The sequence below is a fragment of the Winogradskya humida genome, from assembly GCF_016862215.1.
GTDB lineage: Bacteria > Actinomycetota > Actinomycetes > Mycobacteriales > Micromonosporaceae > Actinoplanes > Actinoplanes humidus.
Genome location: NZ_BOMN01000060.1, coordinates 62339 through 83537, shown reverse-complemented (window position 1 = coordinate 83537; position 21199 = coordinate 62339). Strand labels below are relative to the sequence as shown.

Below are 21199 nucleotides of genomic sequence, written 5' to 3'. Positions count from 1 at the left end.
CGCCAAGCTGAACTCGCATCAGGACGGTTTTCCGCGATTGGTCGTGTCGTCTTTGCTCTCGTGCCGGCCGAAGACATTGCCGCTGAAAGTCGCGTCGAGCTGTACCCCACGAAAAGCCTCCGGCCAAGGGACCACGGGAGCTTTCGGTGTCGAGGCCGGGCCCAGTGCCGGCGGGTAGGGGTAGCCGGGCACCTGCACCCAGGCGATCTCGTGCTGCTCCTTCCGACTGACCTCGACCTGCGCGAATGACGCGGGGTCGAGGTGACGGAAGCCGTGCCGGATCAGGCTCCGGTAGATGCCGTCAGAGGCGATGACGGCCATGGTCGCCCGAGGAGCCGAGAAAAGCGCCGCCCGCAACGGCGCGGCATCGACGAGCAGGCTCGCGGTATTGATGGCCGCACCGACCCACTGGTTGCGGTCCTGCCAGCAGTCGCCCTGGTGCAGCGCGACCCGCATCCGCATCTGATGCTCGACAGGCAAGGACCCGGCCTTCTCCCGCAGGCTCTCGTTCAGGGCGATCACGAACTTCCCCGCGAGGGTGACCGCGTCGGCAGTGGGCGGCACGAGCATCAGAAGTCCGTCACCGCGATCCAGCTTGACCACGGACTCCCAGTTCAGACCGGCGTCCTCGAACGCGTTCTCGGTCTCCTCATACATGGCAGCCCGCAGCGATGCCTGTGCGACCGCTGACCGGCTGCCGTATCCCTCGATGTCGACGACCACGATGTACACAAACGTCGGCTGACTACGTCCCGCCGATGGCGTAGAGGTTTGTTCGTCCCGCTTCATCGAATCCGGGTTCGCGGTCGTCTCGCGCAGCCGAATTGCGGATCGGTCCAGCAGATCATCGATGGACTTCGTGGGCATGTCGGGAAATGACTCACGTAGGAGGCGTTCCCCGAGGGTTCGGAGGCTTTCAGAAGGCTGGGCCCGGTCAGCGTCCATCGGTTTCATCCTTCCGTGTGGCGGAGGTACCCAGAAAGCAGATCGGGCACCAGGGCCAGATCTCATCATCCGTCAAGAAGACCGCCGCGGCCTCGACGGCTTGCCTGATCGCCTGCGCCCCGCTCGCGCCGGGACTTACCGCGGTCGTGTTCAGCACCAGCCCGACAATGTCTGTCCAGTCACGGTCGGCCACGCGCCAGTTATCGCCGTGCAGGCTTACGAAATCGGGGGTGAACTTCGCCGGGACAATGTATCCACAGTGCTCATAGAGGAGATCTCTCAAGGCTGGAATCACCGTACGCATGCGACCGCCCGAGACTCTGGTCGTTCGCTGTTCAGTCAACGGAATCCACCGGCTTCGCGAGCACCTCACCGATTGGTCGTTGCCGCCTGTTCGTGATCGCGACGCTGATGATCACGCCGGCGACTGCCCCGAACACCGCGGGTGCGGCCAGCCATCCCGCTATTGAGATCGGCCAGGCCAGGGCGGGCGCGGACACCGCGTCATCGCCTGGCGAGGTAATTCCGATTGTCACGTCATATGTGGTTTTCCACCCGATCACCAGGCCGTTCACCAGGTAGACAAGGGCGAAGGCGGCCACAATGATCGTTCCTCGGACCAGGAGCCAATGACGCAGACCTGTATAGGCTCCCAGCGTTCGCATACGCCGTCGAACCCGGTCTTTCCAGCGGTCCGATGGGGGCGGGCGCATCGGCACCCTGGATCCCAGAGCTGGCGGCGTCTGCATCCGAACACGTTACCGAAGACTCGGAGCGAACTCCATGCCATCAATTCCCCGGCAAGATCGACAACGCCATCAATAGTTTTTTGGCTGGAAATTCTTATGGTGCGCTGCCTCGTCTCCACATTTCGTGGCGCCTTTGTAGATCAAACCTCATTGGGCGCGGCCGGTTCGGAAGGCGTGGGCGACCAGGGCGGCGCGGTCTCGGCAGCCGGTTTTGGCGAGCAGGTGGTTGACGTGGGTTTTCACTGTGGCCTCGGAGACGTGGAGGCGGGTGGCGATCTCCGGGTTGGTGCGGCCCTGGGCGATCTCTCGCAGGACCTCGTCCTCGCGGGCGGTGAGGCCATCGGTGTCGGCCGGGGTGGGCACCGCGAACGGTGAGCCGGCGGCGAGGGCTTCCAGGAGGCGGCGCTGGACGCTCGGGTCGAGGAGGGCCTCGCCCGCGGCGACCGTGGTGATCGCCTGGCGGATCTCTTCGGCACCGGCGTCCTTGGTCAGGTAGCCGCGGGCACCGGCCTGCAGGGCGCGAAAGACCGAGCTGTCATCGGCGTACGTCGTGAGCACCACGACGCGTGCCCGGCTGCCGGACGCCGTGAGCTTGGCCGTCGCGGCGATCCCGTCCACGGTCGGCATGTTCAGGTCCATCAGGATGACGTCCGGGTCGGCGCCGGCGGCCTGGCGCAGTGCGTCGGCGCCGTCGATGGCGGTGCCGACGACCTCGATGCCGTCGAGCAGGCCGAGCATCATGGCGAGCCCGTCGCGGACCACTTTCTGGTCGTCGGCGATCAGGACGGTGACGGCGGTCATCGGCTCCCCAGCGGCAGTGTCAGGTTGACGCGCCAGCCGGCGCCGGACGGTCCCACTTCGAGATGGCCGCCCGCGAGGGCCGCACGCTCGGCCAGACCGGTCAGCCCGAATCCGCCGGACGGCAACGCGGTGTCCGGGTCGGGCACTCCCCCGCTGTCGGTGACTGTCACTGCCACCTCCACGGGGGTCCAGGCGAGCACGACGTCGGCGTAGGCGAGCGGGCCGGCGTGCTTGGCGGTGTTGGTCAGGGCTTCCTGAACCGTACGGTAGAGCGCCAGCCCCGCCTCCCCCGGCAGCGGCTGCGGAACGCCGGTGACCACGAACGTGGCCCCCGCCTTACCGGCCAGCTCCGGGATGTGTGCCGGGCCGGGCAACGGGTCACCGCGCAGGGTTTCCACCACCCGCCGGGCCCCGGCCAGCCCGTCGCGGGCGAGCCCGTGGGCGTCGGTCAGCTGGGCCACCAGCCGCGGGTCGGCCGATGTCTTCTCCGCGAGCAGCCGCGCGCCTTCGAGGTGCACGGCGAGGCCGGACAGCGTGTGGGCGAGCACGTCGTGCAGCTCGCGGGCCATCCGGCCGCGTTCGGCGAGCCGGGCTGCCTCCTCCCTGGCCTCGCGGGCCGCGGCCTCCTCGGCGAGCTGGGCTTCCGCGGCCTCCCGGGCCAGGCGGTTGGCGCCGGCGAAGGCCGAGGACAGGAAGAGGAAACAGCCACCGATGCCGAGGTTCAGAAAAGCCTGCAAACCCTGCTGCGATGCGTACGCCTCAGCGACCGCGAGGCTCACCACCACGATCCCGCCACTGATCAGGGCGATCCGCCGGGGAAGCCGCAGACCCATGCCCGCCAGCGCCATGAAGCCGAGGATGTAGCCGGGCCCGGCGATCTGGATCCGGTCGAGCACCGCCCCGCAGAGCCCGGCGGCGGTGAAGCAGAGGGTCACGATCCGGATGTCGGTGATCCGGGAGGCCGTGCCGGCCAGCCAGAGCGCTAGCCCGGCGGCGGTGATGATCGGGACGGCGATCCGCGCGGCGTGGGAGGCGGGGAATCCGGCCAGCACACTGTCGATCGCGATGACCGCGGTGCTGGCCCAGACCATGATCCGCAATCCGGTGCGAGCGTTCACCCGGCCATTGTCCAGGAAGCGACCGGGCGCGGGGCGCGGGAGGCGAAGATGCTGGTCATGGCGAGCCGGGCGCCGACCATGGCCAGCGACATCACGATGAAGGCGGCGGTCCAGGCGTCCGCTCCGGTGATCAGGTGGGTGCGGGAGAACGTGACGAGCCCGGCGGTGAACCAGTGGTCGGCGCCATAGATGAACGCGAGCCGGGCGGCGGTGACCGCGATCCAGAGGGCGGCGAAACCGAACCCCGCGGTGGTCATGATCCTGCCGGTTGCCGGGTCACGGTGGACCTTGACGAGCAACCCCGAGAAGACTCCGAGGAGTACGCCCGCAGCGCCGCCGATCACCACCAGCGGGACGTCGTTGCCCTCGGTCGGGAAGGACTTGAGGTAGATGGCCGCGACCACCGCCACGATGATCAGCGGGCGGATGATCCGCGACCGGGTGAGCTCGTGGGTGCCGAGACCGGTGAAGAGCATGAGAGCGAGGATGCTGAGGCTGATCACGTAGTTCGTCATGCGTCAACGATCGCGAACTTCGCGCTGATCCGAATCCGCACAGGGATGGAGGTCCCGCCTCCACCCGTAGGTGGAGACGGGATACCTGAGAGTCAGCAGCGGCCGAGGTCCTCCCACTGCTGGGTCCAGCCGGGCTCGGAGCCCTGCGTCCAGTACCTCGCCTTCCAGAGGTGCTTGCCGTCACCCGAGGCGGGCCCGCTCGGGTCGCCGTACCTGCTCTTCTCGTGGATGACCGTCTGGCCACCCGTGTACGCCGTCGCGAACGCCCACTCCGCCGCGGACGAGCAGTTTCCGGGGTTTGTCGGCGGAGTCGTGGGCGGTGACGTCGGTGGCGTCGTCGTGGGTGGTGTGGTCGGCGGGTTGGTACAGCCGCCGGTGGCGTCGACCGTGTCGGTGAAGGTGGTGCCGCCGGAGCGGTACGCCGCCGCCGAGGAGCTCACCTGCGCGGGCGTCAGGACCCGGTTCTTGGCGAACAGCACCCAGTCGACCTGCTGGACGTACGTCGACAGGCCACCGCTGTGCGCCGCGGTGTCGATGAACCACAGGTTCCAGTTGATGGTCATCGTCTGGCGCGGGTAGACGTGCCCCGAGTGGTCGCCCACCTGGACGCCGTCGATGTAGTAGATGACGTGCCCGTTCGCCACGGTGGCGACCAGGTCGTGCCAGCCGTTCAGCGAGCTGCGCTGCTCGGAGTGCGTGTTGTCGGCGTACCACGGCTCGTTGCGGTACGTGTACCAGGTGGTCTGGTAGTTGATCGGGCCGGTCTCGCCCCAGCCGCCGTTGGGCAGGTACTCGGAGATGTCCAGCTCGCTGTACGTCGGGTCCAGGTCGCCGTTGAGCGGGCTGATCGTGAAGAACGTCTCGTTGATGTGGTCGCCGTCCGAACCGCCGGTCGGGGTGTCGGTGAAGCGGACGCGGCTGGCGTACGTTCCCTCGAAGTAACGCTTCTGGGTGCTGTAGAGCTCGGCGTGGTTGGTGCCGGCGCCGGTGCCGTCGGTCGACGCGGTGAGCTGCATGACCTTCTGGCCGTCGGCGGTGGGGAACGTGATGTTGTTCGGGGACCAGGTGGCACCGGAGACGCCGGGGCCGCCGGAGTAGCTGCGGGGAGTCCAGCCGTGGGCGGTCAGGGCGGTATCCGAGGACGAGCTGTAGGAGAAGTCGTCGAAGAGCTGACCGCAGTCCGCGGCCGAGGCGCTCGGTGCTCCGGCGAAGACCGCCAGCGTGCCGAGCAGTGTGACCGCCCCTGCCAGAGCCAGGGATTGGCGCATGGATCCTCCAAGTTGGGGGTTACTTGGCCGCGCCGGTGGTCATCCCGGCACGGATATGGCATTCGCGCTGCGGTAACCCCGGCTGACCGACAGGGAGGCCAGGCCCTGCGCCGGGACGTACCGCCGTCTGGGTGGATCCGGGCTGCGTCCGGCCGTCGTGACCGGCCGGACACGGCCTACGCGCCGCGGCGGATCCGGCCGGCGTAGCGCGCCTCGAGCGCGTGGTTGTGCTCACGACCGCCCGGCACGTTGTCGGACAGGTAGACCGGTGGGGTCACGCCGAGCGCCAGCAGCCGCGCCACCACTTCGGCGACGAGCTGCTGGGCCAGCAACGCGGCGGTGATCGAGGAGACCGCGCCGACAGAGCCGCCTTCGTACGACAGGGTGGCGTCGCCGTACGGTGCGCCGTTGTCGAGGACGACGTCGGCGAGGTCGGTGAGTTTGAGTCCACTCGGGTGCCGCGACGGCACGCCCGCCGAGTGGGTGAGCGAGGTGATCGCGATCAGAGCATGCCCGCGCTGCTTGACGAGCTGGGCCATCTCGACGATCGCGCCGTTGACCCCGGAGTTGCTGGCGATCACGAACGCGTCGCCGGGCTGGACGGGGGCGAGCTCGTAGAGGCGGTGCGCGACGCTCGGGGTTCGCTCGAGCTCCGGGTCGGTGAGCGCGCTGGTGGGCTCCCCTCCGTACAGAACGATGTCCCGCAGTGCGATTTTGCTGGTTGGCACCAGGCCGCCGGCGCGCCCCGCGAGCTCCATGGCCAGCGCCTCGGAATGCCCGCAGCCGAAGGCCTGGATAACCCCGCCCGCCTGCAGCGTCGCGGTCAGCAGGTCGGCGGCGCCCGCGACCAGCTCACCCTGCTTGGTGCCGACCCGGTCGATCGCTTCCTGGATCGCGGCAACGTACGCGGCACTGGAGATCGTCATTGGGGCTTGTCCTTCCGTCCTCGTTTGCGGGTCGTCGAAGGGTCCGGGACGCGGTGGGCGTCGACCGCGCGGACGGTCAGCTCGAGCGCATCGGCGGTGCGCTCGAACGTGCGCTGCGCGACGGCGACGTAGATCAGGTCGAGGATCAGCAGCTGGGAGTGCAGCGCGGAGAGCGCGGCGAGCCGGAACGTCGTCTCGTGCACCGAGGTGGTGAAGACGACATCGGCGACCTCGGCCAGCGGGGACCGGCCGAACGAGGTCACCGCGACGGTCAGCGCGCCGTGGTCGGAGGCCTCGGCCAGCGTCTCGATCGCCTCCCTGGTCCGCCCCGAGTGCGACAACGCGATCGCGACGTCACCCGGGCCGAGCAGCGCGGCGTTGGTCAGCGCGGTGTGCGTGTCCGCCCGGTAGCGCACCGGGACCCGGATCCGCTCCAGCCGGAACGCCATCTCGCTGCCCGCCGTCCCGCTGCTGCCCAGCCCGAAGATCTCCACCCGGCCGGCCGTCGCGATGGCCGTGGCGACCCGCTCGACCGCGTCGGTGTCCAGACCGGACGCGGTGGCCTGGATCGCCCGGCTGTCGGCGGCGGTGATGATGTCGAGCACCTTGTCGAGCTGGTCCCCGGGGTTGATGTCGCCGCTGATGTCGGTCTCCCAGCGCGCCTGCTCGGCCCGGCCGGTCTCGGTGGCGACGGCTACGCGCAGGTTCGCGTACCCCTTGAAGCCCAGAGCCCGGGAGAAGCGGGTGACAGTCGCCGTCGAGGTCCCGGACCGCTCGGCCAGATCGATGATGCTGGCGTGCGCGGCCGTCTCCGGGTCGTCGAGGATCGCCTCGGCGATCTTCGCCAGCGCCTCCGGCATGGTCGGTCCCTCGATGCGCAGCCGCCCCAGCAGCCCACCACTCTCACCCGTCACGGCGAACTTCCTTTTCATAATGTCGCTTAGCGATGAAAATTACGACCACTTCGAGCTCTGGTCAACAACCAGTTTCCATGGTTCGATCAGCGACATGATGCCCGCAGTGGGCCACTGTGGAGGCGACGGCACACCCGGGGCTGTCCACTTGACGCCATGTCCGCTCTGCGGCACCCCCGGAACATCCCGCCGGGCGGGGCGGGCGGGCCATGATCCGATCATGAACCCCTTCCAGGCGGGTACGCGATTCCGCGCCGAGCTACGCCGTGGCGCCGGATTCGCGGCCGGGTTCGACGTGCCCGACGACGTGCTGACCCAGCTCGGCGGCGGCCGGCCGCGGGTACTCGTCACGGTCAACGGGCACCGCTTCCGCGGCACGATCCTCCGCACCCCTCGCGGAAACTGGCTCGGTGTCAGCCCCTGGCACCGAGCCGCCGCCCGGATCACCGCAGCCCGGCGCTATGACATCGATGTCGAACCGGACATGGCCCGCCAGAGCGCGACGCTGCCGTCGTAGAGCTTCACCACGGCGCGATGCTGTCGTCGTAGAGCTTCACCACGGCGCGATGCTGCCGTCGTAGGAGAAGAAGCCGCCGGTCGGGCCGGCCTTGTCGAGCAGCGCGAGCCGCACCGCTTCGGTGGCAGCCTCCGCGGGATTGCCGATCCCTGCCGCGGCACGCGCCTCCGGGCTCATACCGCTCATCGCCGGGACCAGGTTCGTGGCGCGCAACCCCGGGGCCAGGGCGTTGACTTTGAAGCCGGCCTCGGCGAGGTCCTGGGCGTAGAAGACCGTGAGCGCGTTCAGCGCCGTCTTCGAGGACCGGTAGGCCGCCGCGTAACTGCCCCGCCGATGGTCGAACTGCGGGTTGGGCCCAGTGCTCCACCCCAGCGACGCGGTGCCGCTGGAGATGTTGACGATGCGCGGGCTGGCGGAGCGGCGCAGCACCGGCAGAAGCGCGTTCGTCACGGCCACAACACCGAAGACATTTGTCTCGTACGCCAACCGCATCGCACCGAGGTCGATCTCGCTGACGGGCGCACCGCCGTTGTTGATGCCCGCGTTGTTGACGAGCACGTCCAGCTCGCCGACCTGCGCCACGGCGGCCGCGATCGACTGCTCGTCGGTCACGTCGAGCACGAGCAGCCGCGCGTCGCCGCCGAGCTCGTCAACGGCGGCCTGACCGCGGGCAGCGTCGCGGGCGCCGACGTAAACCGTGTGGCCGGCGTCCAGCAACTGCCGGGCGATCTCCTTGCCGATGCCGCTGTTGGCGCCGGTGACAAGTGCGTGCATGAGTGCCTCCTCAAATTCCAACGCATCCGTTGGAGTTTTAACGATAGGAGGCCGCTGACCGAACTGCAACGCTGGCGTTGGAATTGGTTACCGTGGGGGTATGGCGTGGGACACCGAAGGAACGCGGCGACGGCTCAGGGAGGCCGCGACGGCGGAGTTCGCCGAGCGCGGGCTCGACGGCACGACGATGACCCGCATCGCCACCCGCGCGGGGATCAACAAGGAGCGGCTCTACAGCTACTACGGCGACAAGAACGCGCTGTGGGCCGTGGTCCTCACCGACGAGCTCGACAAGCTGGCCTCCGCCGTCGCCCTGACCGGCGCGGGCCTCGACGACATCGGTGACTTCGCCGGCGCGACCTACGACTATCACGCCGCCCACCCCGAGCTCGGCCGGCTGCTGCAATGGGAGGGCCTGACCCGCGCCCCCGCCGCCGACGTGGCCCGCCGGTCGGCGCACTACCGCGAGAAGGTCGAACGCTTCGCACAGGCCCAGCGCGACGGGCTGCTCGCCCCCGGTCTGGACCCCGACCACCTGTGCTTCGCCCTCATCGCGCTGGCCGCGTGGTGGCAGACCGTCCCGCAGCTCGCCGAGATGATCACCGGCGCCGGCGGGGACGACCTCGACGAACGCGCCCGCCGCCGCGCCTTCGTGGTCGAGGCCGCCCGGCGGCTCGCGAGTCCTAAGGCTTGACCAGGACCTTGAGGTGGGCGCCGCTCTCGGCGTCGGCGAATGCCGCTGCGGCCTCGTCCAGCGGGTGGACGGCCGTGACGAAGTCCGTGGCGGTCACGACGCCGGCGCGGAGCAGGGACATGGCGAGCGCGTAGTCCTCCGGGAGGTAGGTGGCGCTGCCCTGGATGCGGAGCTGGCTGTCCTGGACGAGGGCGAGCGGCAGGCGTACGTCGCCGGGTGGCACGCCGACCACCATGACCGTGCCGCCCTTGTTCGCGATCGCCAGCGCCTGGAGCAGCGTCGATTCCTCGGCTACGCAGTCGAAGACGTAGTCGGCGCTTTCGCCGAGCTCTGCGCGTACTGAATCGATGGCGTCCGGAGCTGAAGCGTCGACCACCGCGTCCGCACCGAAGGCCCTGGCCCTTTCCCTGCTCCGCGCCGAGCGGGCCGTCATCACCACGCGTTTCGCGCCCTGGGCCTGGGCGAGCCGGAGCGTGAGCAGGCCGATCGTGCCGGCACCCAGGATCGCCACCGCCCTGCCCTCGACAGGGCCGGCGAGTCGCAGCGCGTGCACGGGCGTGGACAGCGGCTCGATCAGCGCGGCGGTGCGGTCGTCGAAGTCGGCCGGGACCTCGTGCAGGCGGCGCGCGTCGATCGTGAAGAGGTCGGCCATGCCGCCCTGTTCGGAGCCGCAGCCGAAGAAACCCAAGTTCTCGCATATGTTCTGCCGGCCCGACAGGCACTGTTTGCACGACCAGCACGGTAGGTCCGGTTCCACGGTCACCCGGGTGCCGGGACGCACGCCGGTCACGCCGGGCGCGACCTGCTCGACCACGCCGACCACCTCATGGCCGGGGGCGTACGGCGGGTGCACGTGGGGGTGCGACCCGCGCAGGGCGTGCGTGTCGGAGCCGCAGATGCCGGAGACCGACGTGCGGACCAGCACCTCACCGGGGCCCGGCACCGGCTCCGCGGCCTGCTCGACCCGGACGGAATCCTGTTCGACGATCACCCTGCGCATCCCGCGAGACTATGGGAAAAATCGGCGACCTGGTTCATGCTGCGAAGATGGCCTCCTACGCGAGCGGGACATCCGGCGTGGCACTGCTCGGCGAGACGATCGGTGCGAACCTCGAACGCACTGTCGCCGCGCACGGTGATCGGGAAGCGCTGGTCGATGTCGCCTCCGGCCGGCGGTGGACGTATGCGGAGTTCAACGCGGCCGTCGACGAGGTCGCGCGCGGCCTGCTGGCCCGCGGCATCGGCAAGGGCGACCGGGTCGGCATCTGGGCCCCGAACTGCGCCGAATGGGTGATCGTCCAGTACGCCACGGCGAAGGCCGGCGCGATCCTGGTCAACGTCAACCCCGCCTACCGCACCCACGAGCTCGCCTACGTGGTCGAGCAGTCCGGGCTCCGCCTGCTGATCAGCGCGGTCACGTTCAAGACCAGCGACTACCGGGCCATGATCGCCGAGATCGGCTTCGAGCAGACCGTCTTCATCGGTACGCAGGACTGGGCCGCTCTGACAACCGCGGGCTCTTCGCACGGCGAGGATTTCCCCGAGCTGGCGTTCGACGACCCGATCAACATCCAGTACACGTCCGGGACCACGGGCTTCCCCAAGGGCGCCACGCTCTCGCACCACAACATCCTCAACAACGGCTACTTCATCGGCGAGCTGCTCGGCTACACGCCCGAGGACCGGATCTGCATCCCGGTGCCGCTCTACCACTGCTTCGGCATGGTGATGGGCAACCTCGCGGCGACCACGCACGGCGCGACCATCGTGCTGCCGGCGCCCGGCTTCGACCCGGCGGCGTCGCTGCGCGCGGTCGCTGCGGAGAAGTGCACGTCCCTCTACGGCGTCCCGACGATGTTCATCGCCGAGCTGGGACTGGCCGACTTCGCGGCGTACGACCTGACGTCGCTGCGTACGGGCATCATGGCCGGCTCCCCGTGCCCGGTCGAGGTGATGAAACGGGTGGTCGCGGAGATGAACATGGACGAGGTCGCCATCTGTTACGGGATGACGGAGACCTCGCCGGTGTCCACGATGACGCGGCGGGACGACAGCCTTGCCCGGCGTACCGAAACGGTCGGCCGGGTGTTGCCGCACCTGGAGTCGAAGGTCGTGGACCCGGCGACCGGCCTGGTGGTGCCGCCCGGCGAGCCGGGTGAGCTCTGCACGCGCGGCTACTCGGTCATGCTCGGCTACTGGGACCAGCCCGCGGCGACCGCCGAGGCGATCGATGCCGCCCGGTGGATGCACACCGGCGACCTGGCCACGATGGACAGCGACGGCTACGTGAGCATCGTCGGGCGCATCAAGGACCTCGTGATCCGCGGCGGCGAGAACATCTATCCGCGCGAGGTCGAAGAATTCCTCTATGCCCACCCGGACATAGCGGATGTGCAGGTGATCGGCGTCCCCGACGACAGGTACGGCGAGGAGCTGATGGCCTGGGTGGTGATGCGCCCGGGCGCCACGCCGTTGACCGCGGCGGCGGTGAAGGAATTCTGCACGGGCCGGCTCGCGCACTTCAAGGTGCCGCGGTACGTGCACGTGGTGGACGGGTTCCCGATGACGGTCACGGGCAAGGTCCGCAAGGTGGAGATGCGCACGCAGGCCGTGGAGATCCTCGCAGGTCAGCCCCGCAACAACGCGACGGTCGAGTCGTAGCCGTTGCGTTCGGCCCACTCGAGGGCGCTCAGGGTGCCGTGCTCCTTCAGCAGCGGGTCCGCGCCGGCGGCCAGCAGCTCCCGCACCGCGTCATCGTGACCCCAGCAGGCGGCGCCACACAGCGGCAGGCCCTCGTCGCACTCCTCGTTCGGTGGCGCGCCCGCTTCCAGCAGCACCCGGACGTTACCGGCGGCACCCTGGACACTGGCCCGATAGAGCGCCGTCTCACCGTCCCTGTGCACAAGCGGGTCGGCGTCGGCGCGCAACAGCGCCGCTAGTCGCTCCGGGTCATCGCAGTAGAGCGCGTCGGCCAGCTTCGCCTGCAGCTTCTTCCGCATCCGCCGATTCACCGGCCCAGTCTCCCAGCCGACGCCAGCCATTTGATCCGGCCCGATCTCCCAGCCGGCGCCGGTGGTTTGATGGGGGCATGGGGGACCTCGATCTGCGGCGGCTGCGGTATTTCCTCGTGCTCGCCGAGGAGCTGAACTACGGCCGGGCCGCGGATGCCCTGCGGATCGCGCAGCCGGCGCTGAGCCGCTCGATCGCCGCCCTCGAACGGGAGCTCGGCGTCACGTTGTTCGAACGGTCCCGGTCCGGAACGCGCCTGGCCGCGGCGGGTGAGCTGCTGCGTGACGACGCGCGGGAGCTGTTGCACGCGGCCGAGACGCTGCAGCGGCGGGTCCGGCTCGCCGACCGGGAGGGCCGCAGCCTCCGCGTCGGTTTCATGCCCGGCCTGATCGTGACGCCGGTGGTTCGCCGGCTGGAGGAGCGGTGGCCGGGGCTGCGGGTCGACGTCCTGCGTACGTCGTGGACCGAGCAGATCCAGGCCCTGCGCGACGGCCGGTTCGACGCGAGTTTCGCCCGGCGCCCGTTCGACGACGAGGGCCTGACCGTCATCGACCTGTACGCCGAGCCACGCGTCGCCGTACTGCCGGTTGATCATCCCCGGGCCGGTGCGGACGAGGTGCTGCTGGCCGACCTGACCGGCGACCTGCTGCTGCAGCCGCCCGGGTTCATCCCGGAATGGCGCGGGGCGGCCGAGCCCCCCACGACCTCGCCGACGGTGGAGGAGAAGCTGGAGCTCATCGCCGCGGGGCGCGGAATCGTCATCCTGCCCGCGTCGACCACGCGCTACTACCACCGGCCGGACGTCACGTACGCGCGGGTGATCGATCTCGCGGACACCACGGTCTGCCTGGCGATCGAGACCCGGCGCGAGTCACCGGTGCTGCGCGATCTGGTGCGCATCGCCCGCACCGTGCCGCCGAGCGACTTCTCAGGGCAGGTAGGTGAAGCCGGGCAGGTCGCTGATGCCGGGCAGGCATCAGTTGCTACCTGATTGGTCTTGGACGGCGACACGGCCGCGCACGCAGGCTTGGGGACGTTCCCTCTGGAAGGAAATCCCATGTCCCTCGCCTCGAACTCCCGTGTCGTCATCATCGGCGGCACCAGCGGCATCGGCTTGGCGGTGGCCACGGCGGCCGCCGGCACCGGCGCCGAAGTTGTCATCGGTTCCCGCTCGGCGCAGTCCGTCGAGCGGGCACTCGCCCAGCTGCCCGGCACCACCAAGGGCCACACGGTCGACGTCACGTCCGCCGAGTCGCTGACGTCGTTCTTCGCGTGGGCCGGCGACTTCGACCACCTCGTCTACACCGCCGGCGACGACCTGGTCCGCATGCCGATCAGCGACTACACCCCGGACCAGGCCCAGCGGTTCTTCGACATCCGGCTCTTCCGGGCCCTTGACTCGGTACGCGCGGCGCTGCCCACGATCCGCCCCACCGGCTCGATCACGCTGACCAGCGGCGCTGCTGCCTTCCGCGGCGGGCCCGGCATGCTGCTCGGCGCGACGGTGTCCGGCGCTGTCATCTCGGCGGGCCGGTCGCTGGCTGCGGAGCTCTCACCCGTACGCGTCAATGTTGTCGCTCCTGGGGTTGTCCGCACGCCACTCTGGGCCGCCATGCCGCAGCCGGAGCAGGAAGCCCTGTTCGCCGGGGCCGGGGCCCACACGCTGCTCGGCCGGATCGCGGAGCTGGACGACGTCGCCAAAACCTACCTGCACCTCATGGACCAGAACTCCACCACCGGCACGGTCACGCTCGTCGACAGCGGCAGCGTGCTGAAATAGCGGCTGGGCACGATGAAGACGGTGGTGCATGACCGACATCCAGACGCGGCGGGACATGGTGTGGCGGACCGCTGACGGGCCGATCGAGGCGCCGGTGGCCAAGCTCGGCGGTCAGCCGTTCTGGCTGGACGAACCGTTCTGGCCGACCTCGGCGGGCTTCGGCACCCCGATGATGTTCATCGGCCAGTTCCCGGTGCCGGGCCCGCACTCGCGCCTGGCCTTTCTCTTCATGGCCGAGGACGGGTACGGCACCGGCTCGACCTACGAGCCGGAGGACGGGGACAACGCCCTGATCGTCCAGCCGGGCGGCCGCGTGCCGCCGTTCCTCACCGGCACGTCCGCGCGCACGGGTCCGACCCTGTGGCGGCGCGGGGAGTCATGGACAGACCGCGTTCCCGTCGAGCTGCACATAGACACCGTCCCGCCGGGTGGAGGCGACAGCTACTTCGGCGGCGAGCCGCACTTCTGGCAGCCGTCGACACGACCCTCGGACGCTTCTTCTTCCAGCTCGACGGGACGGACGGGGCGCCGGACGAGGCGTACGCCCTGAATTTCGGTGGTGGCACCGGCTTCGCGTTCCTGAGCGACGACGGGCTCGAGGGCCGGTTCTGCTGGGATTGCATCTAGTATTTTGCCGAACGTTCGGTAAAGTATTCGCATGGGCCGAACCTCGAGCGTCGACGATCACGCGATCCACACCCGGCTGGCGGCGGTGTTCCGGACCAGCGGCTACGCGGGCGCGTCGCTGTCCGCCCTGTCGGAAGCGGTGGGGCTGCAACGCGCGAGCCTCTATCACCGCTTCCCCGACGGGAAACCGGGCATGGCGACAGCCGTCCTCACCAGCCTGGAAGCAGACCTCGCCGAGACCCTCGAGCCGCTCGTGTCGGAGCCCGACGTCGCCGCCGGTGTCGCCGAGATGGCCCGGCGGCTCGCGATCGGCTACCGCGACGGCCGCATGGCCTGCGTGCTGGACACGATGACGCTGGTGGGCGCGCCCGACGACATCAGGGCCCACGCCGCCCGGCTCGCCAGGACCTGGCTCCAGGCCATGACCGATGCGGCAGTCCGGGCGGGAGCCACCGAGTCCGACGCGGCCGGCCGGGCGCGCGCGGCGCTCGTACGCATCGAAGGTGCCCTGGTCGTCGCCCGCGTCCTCGACGATCCGTCCGTCTTCGCGCAGACCCTCGCCGAGCTGCCCGACCTGCTGGGAGCCTGACATGTCCCTCGACCACGCCGGCGAGCAGGCGATCCAGCAGCGGGCGCACGAGGGTGGTCCCGGCTGGGGATCACCGATGTTCGGCCCGGAGATCCCGAAAGGCTTCTACCCGTTCCTGCGCGCCCAGCCCATGCTGATCGTCGGCGCCGCCGACGACGCGGGCGCGGTCTGGTCGACGATCGTGTCCGGGTGGCCCGGCTTCACCAAGCCGCTCGACGAGCGGACCATCGCCATCGCCGGGCTGCCCGCCCCCGGCGACCCGCTGCGCCGGGCCTTCGAGAAGGAGCGCGACATCGGCGTGCTCGCCCTGCAACCCCAGAGCCGCCGCCGGATCAGGGCCAACGGGGTCGCCAAGCGCGACGGGGACGGCCTGCTGATGCGTACCGAACAGGTGCTGGGCAACTGCCCCAAATATCTGCAGACCCGCGTCGTCACCGGGATCGCCGACGACGAGCCCGCCGGGGAAGCGGTTGAAGGAGACGAACTCACCGGCGCCCAGCAACGCTGGATCGAGGAGTCCGACACGTTCTTCATCGCCAGCCGCTCCCCCGAGCACGGCGCCGACTCGTCCCACCGCGGCGGCATGCCGGGCTTCGTCACGGTCACCGGGCCGCGCACGCTGCGCTGGCCCGACTACACCGGCAACCAGTTCTACATGACCCTGGGCAACCTGCACCTCAACCCCGCCGCCGGCCTGCTCTTCCTCGACTGGGAGCACGGCCACACGCTGCAACTCACCGGCACGGCCCGCATCGACTGGGATCCGGCGAGCGCCGAGGCCTACCCGGGAGCCCTGCGGGTCGTCGAATTCAGCATCGACCGGGTCGTCCAGATCGACCGGGCCAGCTCCCTGCGCTGGACGTTCCAGGCCTACTCCCCCGCCAACCCACCCGCCCCAGCCCAGTGACTGCATGGCCAGAAGTGTCTCGGGGTTGTACGCTATGACGTACAACTCCGGGAGGGCTCATGAGGGTCATCACCGCATCGGATCTGCGCGCGAACCTCGCCAACGAGTTCGATGCCATTGAGAATGACGCCGAAGACCTCGTGGTCACCCGTAGCGGCCACGAGCCGCTGGTCGTGATGCTCAAGAGCGACTACGACGCGTGGCGCGAAACAGAGTATCTATCCCGGGGCGCCAACGGCCGCGAGCTGCGCCGCCGGGTGGCTGAGATGGACGCAGGTGAACGCGTCGCCCACGAGTTGGCCGACCCCGATGCATGAGTTCCCCGCATGAAGCTTGTTTGGCACCCCGGCGCACGGGACGAGTACATCGGTTGGCAGACCGGCGATCGGAAAATCCTCCAACGCATCAACGCGCTGATCAAAGACATTCAGCGCGGCGATGACGGTGGCATCGGCAAGCCCGAACTTCTCAAGGGTGACCTTTCCGGATGGGCCTCCCGTCGCATCAATGAGGAACACAGGCTCGTCTACCGCGTTGTCGATGCCAACGGTGAGCTGGAAATCTTGTCCTGCCGCTACCACTACGCCGATCGATAGCCGGGGTGGATTTCTTGAGCGGCGCCGGGGGATGCCGATACATCCGGCATGTCGTTGCAGACGCTCGTCACCTCGCCGGATCGGGTAGCCGGGGCCAGGCCGCACGGCTTTGAGCTGTGGGATGTTTCCGGGTTGCATTCCATTGCTCATCTGGTGCCGAAGTCGAAGGGGCGGTGCGGGATCTATGTGGCCGGGTTCCGCAACGGGGACCGGTACGTAGGACAGGCGCTGGATGTCGCTGCGCGGTTCCGGGCTCTGCGGCTGCGGTTCGGGGATGAGCTGACGTCGCTGGCTTTCCGGCGGGTGGCGACTGACGAGCTCGACGGCGTGCAGCGGGAAGCCGTCCGGCGCCTGGAGTCGCTCGGGGTGGCGTTGCGGAACGTCGTGCACGCGGGTGGGCGGCTGGATGCCGGCGATTTTGAGCTGCTGGTGAGCCCGGATGAGCAGCGGCTCTTTCTCGCGTCGCCGCGGGGCGGGGTGCGGACCGCTGACCGGCGGGTGGAGCAGCCCCAGCAACGGGAGCGGTTCGCGGAGAAATTCGGGCGGCTGAGTGCGGATCCACGGTTCGCGGCGTATCGGGAGACGCTGCGGCGCTACGTCAGCGGCGCGGTGCCTTTCCCGGTGCGGACGGAGTTGGCGTACTGGTCGCTCAGTGCGATGCCGTCGACGAACGCCGCGTCGTACCCGCGGCTGTTTACGCTTTCCGTCAATTCGCTCGAGACGCTTTTCCTCTACGCGCCGAAGGGGGAGCCGGAGCGGCCGGAGCTCTGCCTCAACGTGGACCTGGCGACCCTGCTGGAAAAGTGGGGCAGCCTGGAACAGGTGATGGCACGGCTGCCGGGAGTCGACGCCGGCGAGGCGGATTACGCGACGCGACCGGGTGTTGCCACGCTCACCGCTTTCGGGTCCCGGTCGGCCGCGCGGCTGCTCGGCACCCGGGGTGTGCTCGCCGCGGCCCGGAAACTGAACCTGGATCTGATGCGTAAAGGCCCGACCATGCATTGGCGCAGTCACTGTTTCGACCTCGCAGATCTGGCCGTTGCCTGAGCGGTCGTTTAGGTTGCAGGGATGGACTACGACGTGGTGGTCGTGGGCAGCGGTTTCGGTGGGAGTGTCACCGCGCTGCGGCTGACCGAGAAGGGTTACCGGGTCGGCGTGCTCGAGGCGGGCCGGCGCTGGGATGCCGGGAGCCTGCCGAAGACCTCGTGGGATCTGCGCGGATTCCTGTGGGCACCCGCGATCGGGTTGCGCGGCATTCAGCGGATCACCCTGCTCAAGGATGTTGTTGTGCTCTCGGCCGCGGGGGTCGGTGGCGGGTCGCTGGTCTACGCGAACACGCTGTATCGGCCGCCCGCCGCGTTCTTCGCCGACGAGCGCTGGGCCGGGATCACCGACTGGGGCGCCGAGCTGGCGCCGCACTACGACCAGGCCTCGCGGATGCTCGGGGTCACCGTCCAGCCGACCATGACGCCGTCCGACCGGGTCATCAAGGCGGTCGCGGACGAGATGGGCGTGGGCGGCACGTTCCGGCGTACCCCCGTGGGAGTTTTCTTCGGTGAGCCCGGCAGGACCGTGCCCGATCCGTATTTCGGGGGTGCCGGGCCGGAACGGACGGGGTGCACCGAGTGCGGCAACTGCATGATCGGTTGCCGGGTCGGCGCCAAGAACCGCCTCGACCTGAACTATCTCCACCTCGCGGAGAAGAACGGCGCGGTCGTGCATCCCGACACCGAGGTGACCGGGTTGCGGCCGGTGCACGGCGGCTGGCGGGTGGAGACGCCGCGCCGGGTTTTCACCGCCGAGCAGGTGGTGCTGTCGGCCGGGGCGCTCGGCACGCAACGATTGCTGCACGCCATGAAAAGGACTCTGCCCGCGCTTTCCGATCGGCTCGGGGCGCTGACGCGGACAAATTCGGAGGCCCTGCTCGGCGCGCAGACCACGGGGGTTCCCGGAGAACCGTTCTCCCGCGGTGTTGCGATCACGTCGTCGTTCCATCCGGACGCCGACACCCACATCGAGCCGGTGCGTTACGGGCCGGGCAGTAATGCGATGGGCCTGCTGACCACACTCCTGGTCGACGGCGGCGGCCGGCTGCCGCGACCGCTGCGTTTCCTCGGTCAGGCACTACGCCATCCCGGGCTGCTGGCCCGGTCGCTGTCGAACCGGCGCTGGAGCGATCGCACGATCATCGCGCTGGTCATGCAGACCCGGGACAATTCTCTTACCGTACGCAGAAAGCGCAGTGGACGCCTCACCACCGGCCCCGGACACGGCCCCGCCAATCCGACCTGGATCCCGGTCGGCCACGACGCCGTACGCCGGATGGCGCACCGGATCGGCGGACATCCGGGCGGCTCCATCGGGGACGTGTTCGACATTCCGATGACCGCGCACATTCTCGGCGGCGCGACCGTCGGGGACAGCCCGGCTACCGGTGTGGTCGACGCCTATCAACGCGTTTTCGGGTATCCGGGGCTGCATGTCGCGGACGGCTCGGTGATCCCGGCGAATCTCGGTGTCAATCCGGCGCTGACGATCACCGCGCTCGCCGAGCGGGCGATGTCCCTATGGCCCAACAGGGGCGATGTCGATCCACGCCCGGCGCCCGGCGCCGAATACGAAAGGCTCGCACCCGTCGCCCCACGGTCACCCGCCGTTCCCGACCATGCACCCGGAGCACTGCGGAGCTAGCCTAAACAGTGCTCAAGGACACATTGATAAGGGCCCGTTGTGTTGCGGGTACGTTTCCGGGCATTGTCCCGGCCACGAACCCATTTTGCCGGGCAGCGCCGCCTGCGGCTAATACCATGGATCGAAACGCGACATGCGCGCCCGACAATTTGCAACGACCGCGGTACACGTACAGTATGAAAGCACTGAAATATCCGACGACAATGGCACCGCCATAGGAGCGACCTCATCATGGCCAAGCAGGTAATCACCCTTCTCACCGACGACCTCGACGGCGGCGAGGCCGACCGCACAGTCGAGTTCGGACTGGACGGGGTGAACTACACGATCGACCTGTCGGAGAAGAACTCCGGCAAACTGCGCAAGGCCCTGGACCCGTACCTGTCGGTGGCGACCCGTGTCGGCCGCAGCACCGTCGAGGCCCGGGCGGCCCGTCGTGGCGCCCCGGTGAGCACGGGCCGGGCCACCCGTGACCAGAATCAGGCCATTCGCGAGTGGGCCGGCAAGAACGGTTACGAGGTCTCCGAGCGCGGCCGCATCCCGAGCTCGATCGTCGAGGCCTACCACAGCAAGCGCTAATTTTCCGGTAAAGGATCCGGCGCCGCCACAACCGGGCGGCGCCGTTTGCGTTTCTGCCCTATTCGCGGGCCGCCGGCGACGGGGAGGATTCAACCCCGGGCCCCGGGGTAACGCGTGGGCATGCGAGTGGTGATCATCGGAGCGACCGGTAACGCCGGCACAGCCCTGCTGCGCCGGCTGCGCAACGAGCCCGGCATCGACCTGGCCGGTGTGGTGCGGCGGGTGCCGCCGGGGACGTCCCAGCCGTACGACACGGTCGAATGGCACTCCTGCGACATAGCCGCACCAGGCGCACAGACCCGGCTCACCGAGATCTTCCGCGGCGCCGACGCCGTGGTGCACCTCGGGTGGCAGATCCAGCCGAGTCACGACCAGCGCCGTCTCTTCGAGGCCAACGTGCTCGGCAGCAGCGCGGTCGTCGAGGGCGTCCTGCGCGCCGGGGTCCCCACGCTGGTCTTCGCCTCGTCGGTGGGCGTTTACGCGCCGGGGCCCAAGAACGCGTACGTGACCGAGGCTTTCCCCCGCACCGGAGTGCCCGGATCGTCGTACAGCCGGCACAAGGTCCTCGTCGAGAACCTCCTCGACCGCGTCGAATCCGACCACCCGACCCTGCGCGTCGTCCGCCTGCGCCCCGGCCTGATCTTCCAGCGCGACGTCGGAGCGGAACTCGCCCGCTACTTCGCCGGCCCGCTCCTGCCCGCCCGCCTCCTGCGCTACGGCCGGATCCCTGTGATCCCTGCCCACCCCGGCCTGCGCATGCAGGCGGTCCACGCGGACGACCTTGCTGACGCGTACGCCCGGGTGCTCACCTCCGACGTCCGCGGCGCCTTCAACGTGGCAGCGGGCCCCGTCCTGGACCCGTCGGTAGCGGCCCGGACCTTCCACGGCGTCGAGGTCCCGATCCCCGGAGCCGTCCTGCGCGGCGCGGCAGACGCGACATGGCGGCTCAGGCTGCAGCCGGTCGACGTGGGGTGGGTGAAACTCGCGCTCAAGGCGCCGCTGATGTCGTGCGACCGGATCGCCGAGGAGCTGGGCTGGCGCCCGATGACCAACTCCGTCCACGCCCTCAAGGAAGTCATCACCGGCATGGCCTACCGGGCCCACACCGACGCCCCGCCGCTCTCGGACGAGAAAGACCTGCCGGGCCGGCTCGGCGGCGTCCTCCGCGGCCGCCTCCCCGGAACCGGCAACCCCTACTGA

At 69.4% G+C, this 21199-nt stretch carries 26 protein-coding genes; 14 read left to right on the top strand and 12 right to left on the bottom strand.

Annotated elements, in window-relative coordinates:
- Window positions 1-18 precede the first annotated feature (18 nt).
- From Ahu01nite_RS24285 to Ahu01nite_RS24245, 9 genes are all read right to left on the bottom strand, one after another.
- Window positions 19-867 (bottom strand): adenylate/guanylate cyclase domain-containing protein, encoded by an 849-nt coding sequence (locus Ahu01nite_RS24285; RefSeq protein WP_203838910.1) that lies wholly within the window; start codon window positions 865-867, stop codon window positions 19-21.
- Window positions 868-934: 67 nt separating this feature from the next.
- On the bottom strand, window positions 935-1249 hold the full coding sequence (locus tag Ahu01nite_RS24280; RefSeq protein ID WP_203838909.1) for a hypothetical protein: 315 nt from the start codon (window positions 1247-1249) through the stop codon (window positions 935-937).
- A 31-nt stretch (window positions 1250-1280) separates the two neighbouring features.
- Window positions 1281-1610 carry a DUF6313 family protein gene (locus tag Ahu01nite_RS24275; RefSeq protein ID WP_438874822.1) on the bottom strand — a complete coding sequence of 110 codons (330 nt, stop codon included), beginning with the start codon at window positions 1608-1610 and terminating at the stop codon, window positions 1281-1283.
- A gap of 231 nt (window positions 1611-1841) precedes the next feature.
- A complete protein-coding gene (locus Ahu01nite_RS24270) occupies window positions 1842-2495 on the bottom strand; it encodes a response regulator (protein ID WP_203838907.1) in 654 nt (217 codons plus the stop codon).
- Window positions 2492-3613, bottom strand: a complete 1122-nt coding sequence (locus Ahu01nite_RS24265; RefSeq protein WP_203838906.1) for a sensor histidine kinase — start codon at window positions 3611-3613, stop codon at window positions 2492-2494. Before Ahu01nite_RS24265 ends, Ahu01nite_RS24270 begins: the two co-directional genes overlap by 4 nt.
- Window positions 3610-4128: a hypothetical protein gene (locus tag Ahu01nite_RS24260; RefSeq protein ID WP_203838905.1), complete on the bottom strand. Its 519-nt coding sequence runs from the start codon at window positions 4126-4128 to the stop codon at window positions 3610-3612. The genes Ahu01nite_RS24265 and Ahu01nite_RS24260 overlap by 4 nt, the downstream gene beginning before the upstream one ends.
- Before the next feature lie 92 nt (window positions 4129-4220).
- Window positions 4221-5396 (bottom strand): glycosyl hydrolase, encoded by a 1176-nt coding sequence (locus Ahu01nite_RS24255; RefSeq protein ID WP_203838904.1) that lies wholly within the window; start codon window positions 5394-5396, stop codon window positions 4221-4223.
- A gap of 176 nt (window positions 5397-5572) precedes the next feature.
- Window positions 5573-6322: a sugar isomerase domain-containing protein gene (locus Ahu01nite_RS24250; protein ID WP_203838903.1), complete on the bottom strand. Its 750-nt coding sequence runs from the start codon at window positions 6320-6322 to the stop codon at window positions 5573-5575.
- Window positions 6319-7236: a MurR/RpiR family transcriptional regulator gene (locus Ahu01nite_RS24245; RefSeq protein ID WP_203838902.1), complete on the bottom strand. Its 918-nt coding sequence runs from the start codon at window positions 7234-7236 to the stop codon at window positions 6319-6321. The genes Ahu01nite_RS24250 and Ahu01nite_RS24245 overlap by 4 nt, the downstream gene beginning before the upstream one ends.
- Before the next feature lie 220 nt (window positions 7237-7456).
- Between Ahu01nite_RS24245 and Ahu01nite_RS24240 the strand changes: the two genes are divergently transcribed.
- Window positions 7457-7753: a DUF1905 domain-containing protein gene (locus Ahu01nite_RS24240; protein WP_203838901.1), complete on the top strand. Its 297-nt coding sequence runs from the start codon at window positions 7457-7459 to the stop codon at window positions 7751-7753.
- A gap of 36 nt (window positions 7754-7789) precedes the next feature.
- Here Ahu01nite_RS24240 and Ahu01nite_RS24235 read toward each other — a convergent pair whose 3' ends face one another.
- A complete protein-coding gene (locus Ahu01nite_RS24235) occupies window positions 7790-8527 on the bottom strand; it encodes an SDR family NAD(P)-dependent oxidoreductase (protein ID WP_203838900.1) in 738 nt (245 codons plus the stop codon).
- Between the two features lie 100 nt (window positions 8528-8627).
- Between Ahu01nite_RS24235 and Ahu01nite_RS24230 the strand changes: the two genes are divergently transcribed.
- Window positions 8628-9221, top strand: a complete 594-nt coding sequence (locus tag Ahu01nite_RS24230; protein ID WP_203838899.1) for a TetR family transcriptional regulator — start codon at window positions 8628-8630, stop codon at window positions 9219-9221.
- Here Ahu01nite_RS24230 and Ahu01nite_RS24225 read toward each other — a convergent pair.
- Window positions 9211-10221 (bottom strand): zinc-dependent alcohol dehydrogenase, encoded by a 1011-nt coding sequence (locus Ahu01nite_RS24225; RefSeq protein WP_203838898.1) that lies wholly within the window; start codon window positions 10219-10221, stop codon window positions 9211-9213. The two genes, Ahu01nite_RS24230 and Ahu01nite_RS24225, sit on opposite strands and share 11 nt — an antisense overlap.
- Window positions 10222-10268: 47 nt before the next feature.
- Here Ahu01nite_RS24225 and Ahu01nite_RS24220 point away from each other — a divergent pair, with 47 nt between their 5' ends.
- Window positions 10269-11882 carry an AMP-binding protein gene (locus Ahu01nite_RS24220; RefSeq protein ID WP_203838897.1) on the top strand — a complete coding sequence of 538 codons (1614 nt, stop codon included), beginning with the start codon at window positions 10269-10271 and terminating at the stop codon, window positions 11880-11882.
- Here the strand turns inward: Ahu01nite_RS24220 and Ahu01nite_RS24215 are convergent.
- Window positions 11849-12220 carry an ankyrin repeat domain-containing protein gene (locus Ahu01nite_RS24215; RefSeq protein ID WP_239159090.1) on the bottom strand — a complete coding sequence of 124 codons (372 nt, stop codon included), beginning with the start codon at window positions 12218-12220 and terminating at the stop codon, window positions 11849-11851. The genes Ahu01nite_RS24220 and Ahu01nite_RS24215 overlap by 34 nt on opposite strands.
- An 89-nt stretch (window positions 12221-12309) precedes the next feature.
- Here Ahu01nite_RS24215 and Ahu01nite_RS24210 point away from each other — a divergent pair, with 89 nt between their 5' ends.
- The 11 genes from Ahu01nite_RS24210 (at window position 12310) to Ahu01nite_RS24160 (ending at window position 21199) form a co-directional block, all read left to right on the top strand.
- Window positions 12310-13221: a LysR family transcriptional regulator gene (locus Ahu01nite_RS24210; RefSeq protein ID WP_203838895.1), complete on the top strand. Its 912-nt coding sequence runs from the start codon at window positions 12310-12312 to the stop codon at window positions 13219-13221.
- Window positions 13222-13287: 66 nt separating this feature from the next.
- Window positions 13288-14010 carry an SDR family oxidoreductase gene (locus tag Ahu01nite_RS24205; protein ID WP_203838894.1) on the top strand — a complete coding sequence of 241 codons (723 nt, stop codon included), beginning with the start codon at window positions 13288-13290 and terminating at the stop codon, window positions 14008-14010.
- 28 nt (window positions 14011-14038) lie between these two features.
- Window positions 14039-14560 (top strand): hypothetical protein, encoded by a 522-nt coding sequence (locus tag Ahu01nite_RS24200; protein ID WP_239159089.1) that lies wholly within the window; start codon window positions 14039-14041, stop codon window positions 14558-14560.
- 108 nt (window positions 14561-14668) lie between these two features.
- The gene (locus tag Ahu01nite_RS24195; protein ID WP_203838893.1) at window positions 14669-15226 is read left to right on the top strand and encodes a TetR/AcrR family transcriptional regulator; all 558 of its coding nucleotides are present in this window, start codon (window positions 14669-14671) and stop codon (window positions 15224-15226) included.
- Window position 15227: 1 nt separating this feature from the next.
- Window positions 15228-16133: a pyridoxamine 5'-phosphate oxidase family protein gene (locus Ahu01nite_RS24190; RefSeq protein ID WP_203838892.1), complete on the top strand. Its 906-nt coding sequence runs from the start codon at window positions 15228-15230 to the stop codon at window positions 16131-16133.
- 59 nt (window positions 16134-16192) lie between these two features.
- Window positions 16193-16450 carry a type II toxin-antitoxin system Phd/YefM family antitoxin gene (locus tag Ahu01nite_RS24185; protein ID WP_203838891.1) on the top strand — a complete coding sequence of 86 codons (258 nt, stop codon included), beginning with the start codon at window positions 16193-16195 and terminating at the stop codon, window positions 16448-16450.
- A 9-nt stretch (window positions 16451-16459) separates the two neighbouring features.
- Complete coding sequence (locus Ahu01nite_RS24180) at window positions 16460-16729, top strand: Txe/YoeB family addiction module toxin (RefSeq protein ID WP_203838890.1); 270 nt, start codon at window positions 16460-16462, stop codon at window positions 16727-16729.
- 48 nt (window positions 16730-16777) lie between these two features.
- Window positions 16778-17776, top strand: a complete 999-nt coding sequence (locus Ahu01nite_RS24175; RefSeq protein ID WP_203838889.1) for a hypothetical protein — start codon at window positions 16778-16780, stop codon at window positions 17774-17776.
- Window positions 17777-17797: 21 nt separating this feature from the next.
- Window positions 17798-19420, top strand: a complete 1623-nt coding sequence (locus Ahu01nite_RS24170; protein WP_203838888.1) for a GMC oxidoreductase — start codon at window positions 17798-17800, stop codon at window positions 19418-19420.
- Window positions 19421-19651: 231 nt separating this feature from the next.
- Complete coding sequence (locus Ahu01nite_RS24165) at window positions 19652-19999, top strand: histone-like nucleoid-structuring protein Lsr2 (protein WP_203838887.1); 348 nt, start codon at window positions 19652-19654, stop codon at window positions 19997-19999.
- 120 nt (window positions 20000-20119) lie between these two features.
- The gene (locus Ahu01nite_RS24160) at window positions 20120-21199 is read left to right on the top strand and encodes an NAD-dependent epimerase/dehydratase family protein (RefSeq protein WP_203838886.1); all 1080 of its coding nucleotides are present in this window, start codon (window positions 20120-20122) and stop codon (window positions 21197-21199) included.

What these genes read in the sequence shown, in the direction of transcription:
- Ahu01nite_RS24285 (WP_203838910.1), bottom strand. Translation starts at nt 867, where the DNA reads ATGCCCACGAAGTCCATCGATGATCTGCTGGACCGATCCGCAATTCGG.
- Ahu01nite_RS24280 (WP_203838909.1), bottom strand. Translation starts at nt 1,249, where the DNA reads ATGCGTACGGTGATTCCAGCCTTGAGAGATCTCCTCTATGAGCACTGT.
- Ahu01nite_RS24275 (WP_438874822.1), bottom strand. Translation starts at nt 1,610, where the DNA reads ATGCGAACGCTGGGAGCCTATACAGGTCTGCGTCATTGGCTCCTGGTC.
- Ahu01nite_RS24270 (WP_203838907.1), bottom strand. Translation starts at nt 2,495, where the DNA reads ATGACCGCCGTCACCGTCCTGATCGCCGACGACCAGAAAGTGGTCCGC.
- Ahu01nite_RS24260 (WP_203838905.1), bottom strand. Translation starts at nt 4,128, where the DNA reads ATGACGAACTACGTGATCAGCCTCAGCATCCTCGCTCTCATGCTCTTC.
- Ahu01nite_RS24255 (WP_203838904.1), bottom strand. Translation starts at nt 5,396, where the DNA reads ATGCGCCAATCCCTGGCTCTGGCAGGGGCGGTCACACTGCTCGGCACG.
- Ahu01nite_RS24250 (WP_203838903.1), bottom strand. Translation starts at nt 6,322, where the DNA reads ATGACGATCTCCAGTGCCGCGTACGTTGCCGCGATCCAGGAAGCGATC.
- Ahu01nite_RS24240 (WP_203838901.1), top strand. Translation starts at nt 7,457, where the DNA reads ATGAACCCCTTCCAGGCGGGTACGCGATTCCGCGCCGAGCTACGCCGT.
- Ahu01nite_RS24235 (WP_203838900.1), bottom strand. Translation starts at nt 8,527, where the DNA reads ATGCACGCACTTGTCACCGGCGCCAACAGCGGCATCGGCAAGGAGATC.
- Ahu01nite_RS24230 (WP_203838899.1), top strand. Translation starts at nt 8,628, where the DNA reads ATGGCGTGGGACACCGAAGGAACGCGGCGACGGCTCAGGGAGGCCGCG.
- Ahu01nite_RS24225 (WP_203838898.1), bottom strand. Translation starts at nt 10,221, where the DNA reads ATGCGCAGGGTGATCGTCGAACAGGATTCCGTCCGGGTCGAGCAGGCC.
- Ahu01nite_RS24220 (WP_203838897.1), top strand. Translation starts at nt 10,269, where the DNA reads ATGGCCTCCTACGCGAGCGGGACATCCGGCGTGGCACTGCTCGGCGAG.
- Ahu01nite_RS24215 (WP_239159090.1), bottom strand. Translation starts at nt 12,220, where the DNA reads ATGCGGAAGAAGCTGCAGGCGAAGCTGGCCGACGCGCTCTACTGCGAT.
- Ahu01nite_RS24210 (WP_203838895.1), top strand. Translation starts at nt 12,310, where the DNA reads ATGGGGGACCTCGATCTGCGGCGGCTGCGGTATTTCCTCGTGCTCGCC.
- Ahu01nite_RS24205 (WP_203838894.1), top strand. Translation starts at nt 13,288, where the DNA reads ATGTCCCTCGCCTCGAACTCCCGTGTCGTCATCATCGGCGGCACCAGC.
- Ahu01nite_RS24200 (WP_239159089.1), top strand. Translation starts at nt 14,039, where the DNA reads ATGACCGACATCCAGACGCGGCGGGACATGGTGTGGCGGACCGCTGAC.
- Ahu01nite_RS24195 (WP_203838893.1), top strand. Translation starts at nt 14,669, where the DNA reads ATGGGCCGAACCTCGAGCGTCGACGATCACGCGATCCACACCCGGCTG.
- Ahu01nite_RS24190 (WP_203838892.1), top strand. Translation starts at nt 15,228, where the DNA reads ATGTCCCTCGACCACGCCGGCGAGCAGGCGATCCAGCAGCGGGCGCAC.
- Ahu01nite_RS24185 (WP_203838891.1), top strand. Translation starts at nt 16,193, where the DNA reads ATGAGGGTCATCACCGCATCGGATCTGCGCGCGAACCTCGCCAACGAG.
- Ahu01nite_RS24180 (WP_203838890.1), top strand. Translation starts at nt 16,460, where the DNA reads ATGAAGCTTGTTTGGCACCCCGGCGCACGGGACGAGTACATCGGTTGG.
- Ahu01nite_RS24175 (WP_203838889.1), top strand. Translation starts at nt 16,778, where the DNA reads ATGTCGTTGCAGACGCTCGTCACCTCGCCGGATCGGGTAGCCGGGGCC.
- Ahu01nite_RS24170 (WP_203838888.1), top strand. Translation starts at nt 17,798, where the DNA reads ATGGACTACGACGTGGTGGTCGTGGGCAGCGGTTTCGGTGGGAGTGTC.
- Ahu01nite_RS24165 (WP_203838887.1), top strand. Translation starts at nt 19,652, where the DNA reads ATGGCCAAGCAGGTAATCACCCTTCTCACCGACGACCTCGACGGCGGC.
- Ahu01nite_RS24160 (WP_203838886.1), top strand. Translation starts at nt 20,120, where the DNA reads ATGCGAGTGGTGATCATCGGAGCGACCGGTAACGCCGGCACAGCCCTG.